The sequence below is a fragment of the Streptomyces sp. NPDC101160 genome, assembly GCF_044768205.1.
Classification (GTDB): Bacteria; Actinomycetota; Actinomycetes; order Streptomycetales; family Streptomycetaceae; genus Streptomyces.
In genome coordinates this window covers 298,865-311,831 of record NZ_JBIWPJ010000001.1, presented here as the reverse complement: position 1 = coordinate 311,831, position 12,967 = coordinate 298,865, and the positions used below count along the sequence as shown (strand labels likewise).

The window sequence follows — 12,967 nt, the reverse complement described above, 5'->3', positions numbered from 1 at the left end:
CCGAACCATGCTGCTCATCCCCTGCCCGTGGTGCGGGCCCCGCGACGAGGCCGAGTTCCACTACGGCGGCCAGGCACACGTGCCCTACCCCGAGGATCCGGCCGCCCTCACCGACGAGGAGTGGGCGCGGTACCTGTTCTTCCGCGACAACCCCAAGGGTCCGTTCGCCGAGCGATGGAGTCATGCGGCGGGCTGCCGCAGGTGGTTCAACGCGGTGCGGGATACGTCGACGAACGAGATCCTGGCGGTGTACCGGGTGGGAGAGGACCGCCCGGAAAGGCTGGAGGCCCGCCCGGAGAGGCTGGAGGCCCGTGCGGAGAGGCTGGAGGCCCGCGCGGTCAGTTCCCGGCCGGGTCCGGTCACTTCTCAGCCGGGTCCGGCGCGACCAGCCCGTCTGGGAGCACCCCCTCTGGGAGAGCCCGAGGACGAGGCCCGCTCAGGGCCGACGGGGGTCCAGGGGGCGGAGCCACCTGGCAGGGGCGGCGGGGGCGAACCGTTCCGCACCCCCACCGGCGGCCGAATCGACCGCGACACCCCCCTCACCTTCACCTTCGACGGCACCGAATACCAGGGCCGTCGAGGCGACACCCTCGCCTCCGCCCTCCTCGCCAACGGCGTCATCCAGGCCGCCACCAGCATCAAGCTGGGCCGCCCCCGCGGCATCTTCTCGGCCGGCGTGGAGGAACCCAACGCGGTCGTCCAGATCGAGGCCCCCTTCCCCGAGCCCATGCTCCCCGCCACGACGGTCGAGCTCTACGACGGCCTGGTCGCGAGCAGCCTCCCGGGCCAGGGACGCCTCGCCACCGAACCTGACCCCGCCCGCTACGACGCCGTACACGCCCACTGCGACCTGCTGGTCGTCGGCGCGGGCCCCGCCGGCCTCGCAGCCGCCGCGGCGGCCGCGCGGAGCGGCGCACGCGTCGTCCTCGCCGACGACCAGCCGGAACCCGGCGGCAGCCTGCTCGGCACCGGCGAACACCTCGACTGGGTGGAGGCGACCCGCGCACAGCTCGAAGCCGCCCCGGAGGTACGCGTCCTGCGGCGCACCACCGTCTTCGGTCACTACGACGACAACCACCTCCTCGCCGTCGAGCACCGCACCAACCACCTCGGCGCCGAGGCCCCGCAGCACGTCTCCCGCGAGCGCGTCTGGCGGATCCGCGCCCGGCACGTGGTCCTCGCGACCGGCTCCCACGAGCGCTCACTGGCGTTCGGAGACAACGACCGCCCCGGTGTGATGCTGGCCGCCTCGGCCCGCACGTACCTCCACCGGTACGCCGTTCTGCCCGGCCGGCACGCGGTCGTGTTCACCACCAACGACAGCGCCTACGCCGCCGCGCTCGATCTGGCGGCGGCGGGAGTGGACATCGCGGCGATCGTCGACACCCGGTCCGAGCCGGGGGAGTGGGCCGAGCGTGCCCGGTCCGCCGGGATCGAGGTGCTGGCCGGACACGCGGTCACGGACACGGAGGGCGGGGCCCGCCTCACCGCCGTGACGGTCGCCCCGTACGGGGAGTTCGTGGGACGCCGGGAGTTCGCCGTCGACCTGCTCCTGGTCTCCGGCGGCTGGAACCCGGTCGCGCATCTGTTCAGCCAGGCCGGCGGCAAGCTGCGCCACGACGACGTACTCGGCACGTTCGTGCCCGACAGCTGCCGTCAGGCGGTGGACGTCGCGGGCAGCGCGAACGGGGCCCACGATCTCGCCACGACCCTCGCACAGGGCGCGGCGGCCGGCGCCCGCGCGGTCGAGGCGGAGGGCTACACCGCCGAGGCACCGGTCCTCCCGGCCGTCGCCGCCCAGCCGCACACCCCGCCCATGCAGGTGTTCGCCGTCCCCACCGGCACCGGAGCCCCCCGGTTCGTCGACCTCCAACGCGATGTCACGGTCGACGACCTGGCGCGGGCGACCGGGGCGGGCCTGCGCTCGGTGGAGCACACCAAGCGCTACACCACGGCCGGCACCGCCAACGACCAGGGCAAGACGGGCGGGGTCCTGACGAGCGGGATCGTCGCCGGACTCCTCGGCGTGGACATCTCGGCGCTCGGCCTGCCCACGTTCCGGCCGCCCTACACCCCCGTCTCCTTCGCCACCCTCGCCGGCCGCGACCGCGGCGCGCTGTCCGACCCGATCCGCACGACCGCCCTCCACGCGTGGCATGCCGCGCACGGCGCCCTGTTCGAGAACGTCGGCCAGTGGAAGCGGCCCTGGTACTACCCGCAGGACGGCGAGGACATGGACGCGGCCGTGCTGCGCGAGTGCCGAGCCGCCCGCGAGGGCGTGGCCTTCATGGACGCCTCCACCCTCGGCAAGATCGACGTGCAGGGCCCGGACGCCGCGATCTTCCTCGACCGGCTCTACACCAACATGATGAGCACCCTGAAGGTCGGCATGATCCGCTACGGCGTCATGAGCCGCCTGGACGGCATGATCTTCGACGACGGCACGGTCATCCGCGTCGCCCAGGACCGCTTCCTGGTCACCACCACGACGGGCAACGCGGCCGCCGTACTGGACTGGATGGAGGAGTGGCTGCAGACCGAGTGGCCCGAACTCCGCGTCCACTGCACCTCCGTCACCGAGCAGTGGGCCACCGTCGCCCTGGTCGGCCCGCGTTCCCGCGAGGTGCTCGGCTCGCTCGCACCCCGCCTTGCGGTCGCCAACGCCGACTTCCCGTTCATGGCGTGGCGGGAGACGACGGTCGCGGGCATCGAGGCGAGGGTGTGCCGGATCAGCTTCTCCGGCGAACTCGCCTACGAGATCAACGTGTCACCGTGGGAGGCCCTCGCCCTGTGGGAGGCGCTGTACGAGGCAGGCGCCCCGCACGGCATCACTCCGTACGGGACGGAGACCATGCACGTCCTGCGCGCGGAGAAGGGATACCCCATCATCGGCCAGGACACCGACGGCACGGTCACCCCGCACGACCTCGGCATGAGCTGGGCGGTGTCCAAGAAGAAGCCCGACTTCATCGGCAAGCGCTCCTACGCCCGCGCCGACACGGCCCGCCCCGACCGCAAGCACCTCGTCGGCCTCCTCCCCGAAGACCCGGCCGCCCTCCTCCCCGAGGGCACCCACCTGGTCGCCGACAGCGAACTGCCCGCCCCGCCCGTCCCGATGCTCGGGCACGTCACCTCCAGCTACCGCAGCGCGGCGCTCGGCCGGACCTTCGCGCTCGCCCTGGTCAAGGGCGGCCGGGACCGCATCGGCGAACGCCTCTACGCACCCGTCGGCGACCGGCTGCTGCCGGTGACCGTCGCAAGCCCCGTCCTCTACGACCCCGAGGGAGCCCGCCGCGATGGCTGACACCGCTCCGACCGCACGGCAGCGCAGCCCGCTGGCGGATGCCGCCGACCGCCTGGCCGCCGCGACGCGATCCTCCGGGGGCGCGGTCCGCCTGGCCGAAGTCCCCTTCCTGGCCCAGCTGAACCTCCGCCTCGACGCCAAGAGTCCGGCGGCGGACGCCGTCGGACTCGCGCTGGGACTCCCGCTGCCGCTGGAGCCCGACACCGTCGTACGCGTGGGAGATCTGGGCGCGGTGTGGCTCGGCCCCGACGAATGGCTGGTGGTGGGCCGGCCCGGCACCCAACGGGACCTGGAGAGCCGGATCCGCTCGGCGGCCGGGGACGAGCACGTCTCCGTCACCGACGTCTCCGCCCAGCGCACCACCGTCCTGGTCAGCGGACCGCGCGCCCGCGACCTGCTGTCCCACGGCTGCCGGCTGGATCTGCACCCGCGCGCCTTCGGCCCCGGCCGTTCGGCCCAGACGACACTGGCCCGCACCCAGGTCGTCCTGGTGGCCCGGGACGAGCCCAGGGCAGGGTTCTGGGTGCTTGTACGCGCCTCCTTCGCCGGCTACCTGACGGACTGGCTCCTCGACGCGGCCGTGGAATACGGGTGAACCGTCCGGTGCGGAGGCGCTCTGCGCCGCCGCACCGGGGATGGCACGCTTCCGGGGACGGTGCACACCTCCGGGGATGGTGCGCGCCTCCCCGGGGCGAGCCGCGCCCCTCCCGTGGACCGGGGGAGGCCTCAGCCCCCGTGGCCCATCCGGTGGCTGATCTCCTCGGCGCCCTGGACCAGGAGGGGCGCGAGCTCGTGGATGCGCTCCTCGGTCAAGCGGTACGCGGGGCCGGAGGCGCTGAGGGCGGCGAGGGTCTCGCCGTGGTGGGCACGGATCGGGGCCGCGACGGCGTGCAGTCCGATCTCGAACTCCTCCAGCGTCACCGCGTACCCGCGCTCCCGCGCCTCGGCGAGGTTCTTCTCCAGCTTGGTCCTGGCGGTCAGGGTGTGCGGCGTCAGCTTCCGCAACCCGGATGCCGCGAGCACGCCGGCGCGCTCCCTCGTCGGCAGATGGGCGAGCAGGATCTTGCCGCTGGACGTCGCGTGCACCGGGGTGAGCTGCCCGACCCAGTTGTGCGTGCCGACCGCACCCGGGCCGCGTACCTGGTAGAGGTTGACCGCGTAATGCTCCTGCAGGACGGCGATGCTGACGGTCTCGCCGATCTCCTCGCTGAGCCGCTCGCACACCGGCCGGCCCTGCTGTGTGATGTCGAGACGGCCCGTGACCGCCCCCGCCAGACGCACGATCCCGAAGCCCAGCCGGTACTTGCCCCGCTCGGCAGCCTGCTCGACCAGACCGCGCGCCTCCAGCGCCCCGAGCAGGCGGAACGCGGTCGACTTGTGGACGTCGATCTCCGCGGCGACCTCGCTGACGCCCGCCTCACCGCGCTGGGCGAGGATCTCCAGGACGCTGACGGCACGGTCGACGGACTGCACCCCGTTCGCTGCGGGAGCCTGCGTTTCGCCATGTGGTGAGTGGTTGCTCATGGCGCAACTATAGGCAAGGTCGGATCGTGCAGCCTCACAAGGAGTCCCCCATGGCCACCTCGGTCTTCGACCCGTCGAGGGCCTGCTGGCCTCGGCCCTCCGCGGCCAGGCGCCGTACCTCGACCAGCGCCTCGCTCACCGCTGCCGGGACGTCCGTCACCGGGAAGCGCGCGTTCCGCACCGTGCCGTCACGGTCGATGACCAGCACGGTCCGTTTCAGTCGCAGCAGTTGTCCGGCGCGGAAAGTGGGCAGGCGCAGGGCGGCGGCGAGGCGGAGGTCGACGTCGGAGAGGAGGGTGAAGGGGATGTCCTCCTGGCGCGCGAACAAGCGCTGTTCGTCGGGGCGTTGGGTACTGACGCCGTACACCTCCGCGCCCGCGGCGTGGAAGTCCTCGTACGCGTCCCGGAAGAGCCGGTTCTCCAGCGTGCAGCCGACGGTGCCCGGGATGTCCGACCAGCCTTCCGGCAGGGGGCTGGGGCTCCCGGTCGCCGGATAACAGAACAGGACGGTGGCCACGCCGCCGGCCCCCGGGTCGACCGGCGCGCCGTCCCGGTGACCGGGCAGTCGCAGGCGCGGCAGTCGCCGGCCCGTCAGGTCGGCGACGCGCCGTGCCTCGGCGCTCGTCTCGTCGGCGGTGCCGCTGAGCGAGCCGTCGCCGAGGAGCCAGCGGTCGGCCCAGTCCTGCATCGACAGCAGGACCGGCAGCAGCCCCCGGCCGCTCTCGGTCAGCCGGTACTCGTGCCGCGTCGGCCGCTCCTGGTACGGGACCTTCTCCAGCACCCCCGTCTCCACCAGGTGCGCCAGGCGCTCGGTGAGCACCTTCCGGGAGATGCCCAGCTCCTCCTGGAGCGCGTCGAACCTGTGGTGCCCTCGGGCGGTCTCCCGGATCAGGAGCAGGCTCCACCAGTCGCCGACCACCGCCGCGGCCTGCGCGATCGCGCAGGCGGCGTCCCGCTCGGGAACCGACCTCATCACTGCCTCTCCACTTCTCCGCGCACGGCGGCCGTTCGTCGGGACCATCTTGCGCCATGAGGTCAGTTCCGGATAGAAACTCACCGGGATTAGTGAGTTCCTAAAAGAGACTAACAAGCCGGGGGTGGGCGCCGTATGGGCGGAACACAAGCGATCCAGGAGCACGACCGACGCGACGACGAACGGGAGACCTCATCGCCGGGCGTCTTCTGGCGCTTCTGGGCCGCCGCCACGGTCAGCGGCGCCGGCACCGCCGTGACCGCTCTCGCCCTGCCGCTGGTCGCCCTCACCGTTCTCGACGCCACCGCCCTTCAGGTCGCCCTGCTCGCCGCCGCCGGGCAGGTCGCCTGGCTGCTGCTCAGCCTCCCGGCGGGCGTCCTCGCTCAGCGCGTGCCGCTGCGCCGACTCCAGGTCACGCTCGACCTCGTACGGTTCGCGGCGCTCGGATCGCTGCCGCTCGCCTGGTGGATCGGCACGCTCACGTATCCGCACCTGCTGTTCGCGGCGCTCGTCACCGGCTCGGCGACCGTGCTGTTCGACATCGGCAACTCGACCTTCCTGCCCGCCGTCGTCCCGGCCCGACAGCTGGCCGCCCGCAACAGCGTCATGTCGGGCACGCACGCCGTCACCGACACCGGCGGCCCCTCCCTCGGCGGCGTCCTGATCGGCGCGACGGGCCCGGTCGGCGCGCTCGTCGTGGACGCCGCCAGCTACCTGGCCTCCGCCGTGCTCCTGCGTACCCTCCCCGAGAGCCGCCCCGCGCCCCGCACCAGCGAGAGCGCGCTGCGGCTGATGCGCGAGGGATGGCGGTACGTCACCAAGCACCCCGTCATGCGCCCCTGCATGATCTGGGCGACCGCCGCCAACTTCCTCAACGCGGCCCTCGTCGCCCTCACTCCCCTCTACCTGGTCCGCGGAGCCGGCCTCGACTCCGTACAGCTCGGTCTCGTCCTGGCCATGGACGGGGTCGGCGCGCTCGCCGGCGCCGCCGTAGCGGTCCGCGTGACCACGCGCCTCGGCACCGCGTGGGGCGTTGTCGCGGCGGATCTGGCCGGCGGCGCGCTGCTCCTGCTCGCCCCGCTGACCACGTCTGCGGGGGACGCGTACTGGTTCGCCCTGGGCAACGCGGGCTTCGCCTTCGGTTCCGTCATCGGCTCGATCACCACACGCACCTATCGGCAGACGCAGTCGCCCCCGGAACTGCTGTCCCGCGTGATGGCCACGGTCCGCTTCGTCTCCTGGGGCGCGCTGCCGCTCGGTGCCCTCACCGCCGGCCTCCTCGCCACCCACTTCGGCGCCCGCACCGCGCTCTGGACCGTCTGCGCCGCCGCCCTCCTGCCCCCGCTCTACCTCTTCTCCACCAAGGTGGGCCGCCACCGCGACCTCATCTGACGCACCGGCGCCACGACACCGTCAGATCAGCGGATCCGGTGAAGGTGCGCCAGGCCGCAGGTGGAGCTGGTTGAAACTCGTGGTCCCCTGGCAGCCCGAAACAGCGCCGCACACGGCCCTCGGAGGGCCGCGGCGGCCCTCCCGCGGCAGCATGGCACCCTTCCGTCCGACCACCTCTGATTGCCCTTCAGGGTCCCGTTCACCGCCCTGCCATATCGGCTCTGACCTGGTGTTTTCTTGGGGATCTCCTAGGGTGGGAGAGCTCTGTCGGACACCCTCGGAGGGGACACCATGAGCGAGGAATCCAAGGCGTACGACGCCAGCACAATCGTGGTCCTGGATGGCCTGGAGGCCGTTCGGAAGCGGCCCGGGATGTACGTCGGATCGGTCGGTGAACGCGGCCTTCACCACCTGGTGCATGAGGCCGCCGAGTGGGCACTGGACGAGATCCTCTGCGGCACCGCAAGCCGTGTCGGGATCACCCTCACCGCCGACGGCGGCGTCCGTGTCACCGACGACGGCACGGGTCTTGCGGTCGGGCGCGACGGCCACACCGACGGCCCTCCGTTGGAGACCCGGCTGACTGTGCTCTGCGGCGGGGCACCGCCCGCAGACCGACGCTCGCTGTTCGGCGGTCACTTCGGCGTGGGACTGGCCGTCGTCAACGCCTTGTCGAGCCGCCTGATCGCAGAGGTACGGCGCGACGGCGCCCACTGGGTGCTGGAGTACCGGCAAGGCGTACCAGTCGGGGTGCCCGCCCGCACCGGGCCGGCCGACCGCAGCGGGACCGTGATCACCTTCCGGCCCGACGCCGAGATCTTCGAGACGCTGGAGTTCTCATTCGACACCCTGACCGAGCGCTTCAGGGAACTGGCCTTCCTCAACCGTGAGTTGGACATCACCTTGACCGATGATCGCGACCCTGCGGCGCCCCGGGCCGTTCGCTTCCGCTTCCCTGGCGGCCCGAGGGACTACATCGCGGAACAGAGCGCCCCGCTCCACCCGGACGTGATCGGCTTCGAACGCGAGTACTCCGCGATGGAGGGAACCGTGGAGGTGGCCCTCCGCTGGTGCGACTCCCGCGAAGAACGGATCGCGAGCTATGCCAACAGCCTGCCGACCACCGGCGGTGGAACGCACGAACTCGGCTTCCGAGACGGCCTGGCGGCCGCACTCACCGGCTACGCCCGGGAGCAACAGCTGCTCAGCCCGTCCGGCCCCGACTTCACCCCCACTCAGCTCGCCGCGGGCCTGACGGCGGTCGTGTCGGTGAAGCTCGATCGGCCCGAGTTCGACGGGGCGACCCGCGACCGACTGGGCAACAGACCCGTCCGCGCCTGCGTCGCCGAGGCCGTCCGAGAGCACCTGACCGCCTGGCTCCGCGCCGACCCGACGCAGGCGACAGCCGTCCTCGCCCGGATCTCGGCGACCCCCCGCCACTGACGGCAGCGCACCGAAGCCCAGGTCGGAGTGGGTCCCCGGCCGGAGCACATGTCCGGACGAAGGCCGCTTCCGTGTGCGGCGGTTACCGAACCGAGTGACCAAGTACGACGCACCGTGCGACGAAGCACATGAAAGATCACGTCAGGGCGAGGTGGACTGCTGCGGGGAGCGGAGTACGAGCAGCGTGATCTCGCTGGGGGCGAAGACGCGGAAGGGCGGGCCCCAGAAGCCGGTGCCGCGGCTGGTGTAGAGCAGGGTGCGAGCGCCGTGGTGGCTGAGGCCGGCGACGGAGGGCTGGTCGAGGCGGACCAGGTGGTGGAAGGGCCAGATCTGGCCGCCGTGAGTGTGGCCGGAGAGCTGGAGGTCGATGCCGTGGGCCGCCGCCCGGTCGATGAACTTGGGCTGGTGCGCGAGGAGGAGGACGGGCAGGTCGGGATCGGCGCCCTGGAGGGCTCCGGCGAGGTGGGCGCGGAGCCCCGCCAGTCCGGAGGACTCGGCCGTGACGTCGTCCACGCCCGCGACCACGAGGGTGTCACCTCCACGCTCCAGCAGCAGATGGCGGTTGCGCAGCGGCTCCCAGCCGAGACTGTCCATCAGGTCGACCCAGCCCTGGGCCTCGCTGTAGTACTCGTGGTTTCCGGTGACGTACACACGGGCCCGCGTCGCCCGCACGGTGCCCAGAGGAGCGGCCTGGGCACGGCGGCGTTCGGCTGTGCCGTCCGCGATGTCACCGGTGTGGCACACCAGATCGGCCTCCAGGCTGTTCACCGTCTCGCAGACCCGGGCCGACCAGCGGGCGCGGTCGAGCGGACCGTAGTGGGTGTCGGTGATGAGGACGACTCGGGTGCCGTCCAGCCCCGACCCCAGACGCGGGAGCCGCACATCGAGCCGGCGCACGCGTGGTACGCGCCGGGCCTCGACGTACCCCCATCCGAGCAGTACGGCGGTCAGGCCGAGGACCGCCCAGGTGACGATGCGCGCACGGTCCTGCCCGTCACCGACACCGGCCACGGTCAGCGCGAGCCGCAACAGAACGCCGAACAGCACCGACCAGGTGAACAGCACCCAAGCACCGCCCAGCAACGTGTCGCCCACGATCGCAGCCCAGTCCTGTTGACGCCGCCCGTGGCCACGCACCATCGCGAGCGGCATCCCGGCCAGGCCGAGAGCGAACAGCGCGGTGCCGCTCACCGCGACGGGCAGAGGCCAGTGCTGTCCCGCGTACAGGAGGACGCAGCAGGGCACGGACCACAGAAGGAGGGGCGCGATCAAGGGGATGTACCGCATCAGGCGCTGCAACCCGCTCCGTGACGCCCCGGGCGCCTCCCCGGCGGCAGATCGGGTGTTACTGGTGTCAGCCATACGTCCTCCACTGGTTCTGTCCGGCGGACGGATCGTACGAGCAGCGGACCCGGGTGCCGTCAGCGGCCCGATCGTCGCAACCAGCCATCCCCATCCGGCCTCGCCACGTGGCGCCACGCGCAACCGCCCCCGCACAGTCCGCGCGGCGCCGCAGGCCGGGACGGCGCGTCAGCGGACCGGTGGGTGGTGCGATCGTCTCGTGACGTCCTCGATCGCGGCTGCGACGAGCCGGGCGTCGCGGGTCAGGACTCGCGTGTGGTCACCGCTCGTGGTGCCGAAGACGGTCACGTGGTCGTTGCGGGCGGCGGCCTTCGCGACGGCGGTGCGGATGGCACGGTCCTGCCGGCCGGTGGCACCGGGGAGTTCACCGTGTCCGACGACGAACGTCGTCGGACACGGCAGGGCCGCGAGGTCGGCTTCCAGTCGGCCGTTGACCTCGTCCGTTCCGATGACGACGTCGGCGGCCTGCAGCGGGGTCATTCGGGTCGAGCGTCCGAGGAGGGCCAGGACACCTGCGAGCGGTCCGGGACGGCGGAACCGTGCACGCACGCGCCGGCTTCCCGTCTCGTCCAGCAGGGTGAGGGGGTAGGCGCCGTCGACGAGTACGAGCCCTGCGATCAGATGGGGGAATTCGGCGGCGCAGCACACGGCGAGGGTCGCTCCGTGGGACCAGCCGACCAGGATCGGCCGGTCGAGCCCTCTCGCTTCGATCACACGGTCGACGTCGTCGATCTGCGCCCGGAGGGAACAGTCCGCGGACGGGCCTGAGCGTCCGCGTGCCCGGGCGTCGAAGGTGACGGTCCGGTGGGTCCCGCCGAGACGGGCAAGGACGCGCCGCCAGCTGTGCTGGGTGGCGAAGCCTCCGTTCAGGAACAACAGTGGCGGACCCGCGCCGGGGGTGTCGACGCCGCAAAGACGCGTATCGGGGGCGTCGACGGTGAACTTGTGTGACATGGAGGGTCTTTCGTGACTGGGGAAGAGGGAAGAGGAACGGGCGTGAGCCGGGAAGGAACGGCGTGACTCGGGACGGGGAACCGGAGCGCCCTGGCACGGGAATCGGCGTGACCCGGACGGCGAACCGGCCTGACCCGGGACGGGGGACGGGGGAGATCGCGACGGCGACCGACGGTGGTCAGGCCCGGCGCGCGCTCCTGACGGCCAGAGAGGTGAGCAGGGTGAGGGCGGCCCCGAGGACGAGGACACCGCTGAGGGCCAGGTGATCGGCCACGACTCCGCCGGCCAGCGCCCCGAGGGCGATGGCCAGGTTGAACATCGCGGTGTTCAGCGCCGTTGCGGCCTCGGCCGATGCCGGAGCCGATGTGAGGATCCAGGTCTGCACGCCGACGGGGACTCCGCCGAAGGCCAGTCCCCACAGGGTCAGCAGGATCGCTCCGCCGACCGGGGTGCGGCCCACGAGCGGGAACACTGCCAGGACCAGGGCGAGTACGGTCGCGACGGTGACGACGGTGGCCCGGACGTTTCGCTGCGCCGCCGCGCCGGCGAGGAAGTTTCCGACGATGCCGGCCACGCCGAAGCCGAGCAGGAGCGGGCCGGTCATGCCCGCGTCGAACCCGGAGATGTCCCTGAGGACCGGGCCGACGTAGGTGAAGGCGGCGTAGTGCCCGCTCACCAGGAGGAAGGTCGCGACGATACCGGCGCGCACGACCGGGCTGCGGAACTGTTCCGGCAGCGTGCGCAGCCGCACCGGCCGCTCCGCGGGCAGGGACGGCAGGAGCCAGAGCAGCGCGGCGAGGACGAGGACGCCCAGTGCGCCCACGGCGGCGAAGGCGACGCGCCAGTGCGCGAGCGCGCCGATCAGCGTTCCGGCCGGGACGCCCAGGACGTTGGCGGCGGTCGCCCCGCCGAAGACGATCGACACGGCACGGGGAACATGACGCTCCGGAACCAGCCGGACGGCGAGTCCCGCCGCCAGAGCCCAGAACCCGCCGATGCTGATGCCGATCAGGAACCGCGATGCCAGCAGGACCGCGAAGTCGGGTGCCAGGGCCGACAGCGCGTTCGCCGCCACCATCAGGACGATCAGGCCGAGGAGGACGGCCCGGCGGTCAGCGCGTCGTATCGCCACGGGAAGCAACGGTGCGGTGACGGAGGCGACCAGTCCGGGGACTGTCACCATCAGCCCTGCCGTGCCCTGCGAGACGTCGAGGTTCGTGCCGATCGGGGCGAGGAGTCCGACGGGCAGGGACTCGACGGTGACGAGGGCGAAAGTGCCGACAGCCATGGCCACGACGGCGAGCCAGCTCCTGAGAGGGACATGGTCCCTGCCCTTCGACAGGGGCGGGACGGAGGTGGTGACACTCATGGGGTACTCCAGGCGTAGAAGTCCGGCCCGAAGAGCCGGACGATAAGGGGCGGTTCAGGCGGCGGCGCGGTCGTCGGGTTCGATGCCGGTGGTGTCCTGGGCGACGGAGATGCGCCAGCGCCCGTCGGACTTCGTCAGGACGTACAGGGAGGTGTCGGGCGCCGCAGGGGGGAGCGTGGCCACCAGGGAGGCCCAGCGGCGCACGTTCGCGCTGGAGCCGCGGCATCCGCTCGTCGTGCCCGGGGTACCGGGCCGGCGGAGCAGGTCGTCGAGAAGCTCCCCGTCGCGGGTCACCGGCCGCTGCCTGATCTTGACGGCGGCCACGTCGGGGCTCAGAAAGTGGATGTACTCGGTCTCGTACGTGGAGGTCAGCGGCTGACCGGCCGTGGCGGGCAGCACCCGGCGGCAGAACGCGCCGATCTCCTCGATGCCGGTCACGGGCGTCCCGTACGGGAGCGACCACAGGGCGTCGGGCCGGAACAGCTCGACGAAGGCGTCCGGCAGCGCGTTCTGCTGGGCGTGCTCGACCTCGGCGACCAACGCCACGATGGCCTCCACGTCCTCCGGGGGCATGTCCACGCCGGCGAGTCGTGGCTTCATCAGTGGTCTCCTCATGGGTGTCTCGGTTCGGGTGGTCGAAACCGGC

Annotated in this window: 10 protein-coding genes; 4 read left to right on the top strand and 6 right to left on the bottom strand. The window is 72.3% G+C overall.

The annotated features are described in order from the left end of the window. Positions 1 to 7 precede the first annotated feature (7 nt). Positions 8 to 3,304 (top strand): sarcosine oxidase subunit delta family protein, encoded by a 3,297-nt coding sequence (locus ACIRSU_RS01460; protein ID WP_403787989.1) that lies wholly within the window; start codon positions 8 to 10, stop codon positions 3,302 to 3,304. After that, entirely contained in the window at positions 3,297 to 3,899 is a 603-nt protein-coding gene (locus ACIRSU_RS01455) for a sarcosine oxidase subunit gamma (RefSeq protein WP_403787987.1), read from the top strand. Before ACIRSU_RS01460 ends, ACIRSU_RS01455 begins: the two co-directional genes overlap by 8 nt. 131 nt (positions 3,900 to 4,030) lie before the next feature. On the opposite strand, the gene ACIRSU_RS01450 is transcribed toward ACIRSU_RS01455, so the two are convergent. Both ACIRSU_RS01450 and ACIRSU_RS01445 read right to left on the bottom strand, forming a co-directional pair. Next, positions 4,031 to 4,828 carry an IclR family transcriptional regulator gene (locus ACIRSU_RS01450; RefSeq protein WP_403787985.1) on the bottom strand — a complete coding sequence of 266 codons (798 nt, stop codon included), beginning with the start codon at positions 4,826 to 4,828 and terminating at the stop codon, positions 4,031 to 4,033. A gap of 34 nt (positions 4,829 to 4,862) precedes the next feature. Beyond that, positions 4,863 to 5,801 (bottom strand): winged helix-turn-helix transcriptional regulator, encoded by a 939-nt coding sequence (locus tag ACIRSU_RS01445; RefSeq protein ID WP_403787983.1) that lies wholly within the window; start codon positions 5,799 to 5,801, stop codon positions 4,863 to 4,865. Positions 5,802 to 5,936: 135 nt separating this feature from the next. Here ACIRSU_RS01445 and ACIRSU_RS01440 point away from each other — a divergent pair, with 135 nt between their 5' ends. Together ACIRSU_RS01440 and ACIRSU_RS01435 are read left to right on the top strand one after the other, a co-directional pair. Further along, positions 5,937 to 7,193 carry an MFS transporter gene (locus ACIRSU_RS01440; protein ID WP_403787981.1) on the top strand — a complete coding sequence of 419 codons (1,257 nt, stop codon included), beginning with the start codon at positions 5,937 to 5,939 and terminating at the stop codon, positions 7,191 to 7,193. Positions 7,194 to 7,484: 291 nt separating this feature from the next. Beyond that, positions 7,485 to 8,636, top strand: a complete 1,152-nt coding sequence (locus tag ACIRSU_RS01435; RefSeq protein ID WP_403787979.1) for a DNA gyrase subunit B — start codon at positions 7,485 to 7,487, stop codon at positions 8,634 to 8,636. A gap of 141 nt (positions 8,637 to 8,777) precedes the next feature. Here ACIRSU_RS01435 and ACIRSU_RS01430 read toward each other — a convergent pair whose 3' ends face one another. From ACIRSU_RS01430 to ACIRSU_RS01415, 4 genes are all read right to left on the bottom strand, one after another. Beyond that, the gene (locus ACIRSU_RS01430) at positions 8,778 to 9,998 is read right to left on the bottom strand and encodes a metallophosphoesterase (RefSeq protein ID WP_403787977.1); all 1,221 of its coding nucleotides are present in this window, start codon (positions 9,996 to 9,998) and stop codon (positions 8,778 to 8,780) included. 168 nt (positions 9,999 to 10,166) lie between these two features. After that, complete coding sequence (locus tag ACIRSU_RS01425; RefSeq protein ID WP_403787975.1) at positions 10,167 to 10,952, bottom strand: alpha/beta fold hydrolase; 786 nt, start codon at positions 10,950 to 10,952, stop codon at positions 10,167 to 10,169. Positions 10,953 to 11,130: 178 nt separating this feature from the next. After that, a complete protein-coding gene (locus ACIRSU_RS01420) occupies positions 11,131 to 12,321 on the bottom strand; it encodes an MFS transporter (protein WP_403787973.1) in 1,191 nt (396 codons plus the stop codon). Between the two features lie 54 nt (positions 12,322 to 12,375). Beyond that, positions 12,376 to 12,921 carry an SgcJ/EcaC family oxidoreductase gene (locus tag ACIRSU_RS01415; RefSeq protein ID WP_403787971.1) on the bottom strand — a complete coding sequence of 182 codons (546 nt, stop codon included), beginning with the start codon at positions 12,919 to 12,921 and terminating at the stop codon, positions 12,376 to 12,378. Positions 12,922 to 12,967 lie beyond the last annotated feature (46 nt).

Excerpts from the sequence above, each read along its gene's own strand:
- ACIRSU_RS01460 (WP_403787989.1), top strand. The coding sequence starts at position 8 with ATGCTGCTCATCCCCTGCCCGTGGTGCGGGCCCCGCGACGAGGCCGAG.
- ACIRSU_RS01415 (WP_403787971.1), bottom strand. The coding sequence starts at position 12,921 with ATGAAGCCACGACTCGCCGGCGTGGACATGCCCCCGGAGGACGTGGAG.
- ACIRSU_RS01425 (WP_403787975.1), bottom strand. The coding sequence starts at position 10,952 with ATGTCACACAAGTTCACCGTCGACGCCCCCGATACGCGTCTTTGCGGC.
- ACIRSU_RS01450 (WP_403787985.1), bottom strand. The coding sequence starts at position 4,828 with ATGAGCAACCACTCACCACATGGCGAAACGCAGGCTCCCGCAGCGAAC.
- ACIRSU_RS01435 (WP_403787979.1), top strand. The coding sequence starts at position 7,485 with ATGAGCGAGGAATCCAAGGCGTACGACGCCAGCACAATCGTGGTCCTG.
- ACIRSU_RS01430 (WP_403787977.1), bottom strand. The coding sequence starts at position 9,998 with ATGGCTGACACCAGTAACACCCGATCTGCCGCCGGGGAGGCGCCCGGG.
- ACIRSU_RS01440 (WP_403787981.1), top strand. The coding sequence starts at position 5,937 with ATGGGCGGAACACAAGCGATCCAGGAGCACGACCGACGCGACGACGAA.
- ACIRSU_RS01445 (WP_403787983.1), bottom strand. The coding sequence starts at position 5,801 with ATGAGGTCGGTTCCCGAGCGGGACGCCGCCTGCGCGATCGCGCAGGCC.
- ACIRSU_RS01455 (WP_403787987.1), top strand. The coding sequence starts at position 3,297 with ATGGCTGACACCGCTCCGACCGCACGGCAGCGCAGCCCGCTGGCGGAT.
- ACIRSU_RS01420 (WP_403787973.1), bottom strand. The coding sequence starts at position 12,321 with ATGAGTGTCACCACCTCCGTCCCGCCCCTGTCGAAGGGCAGGGACCAT.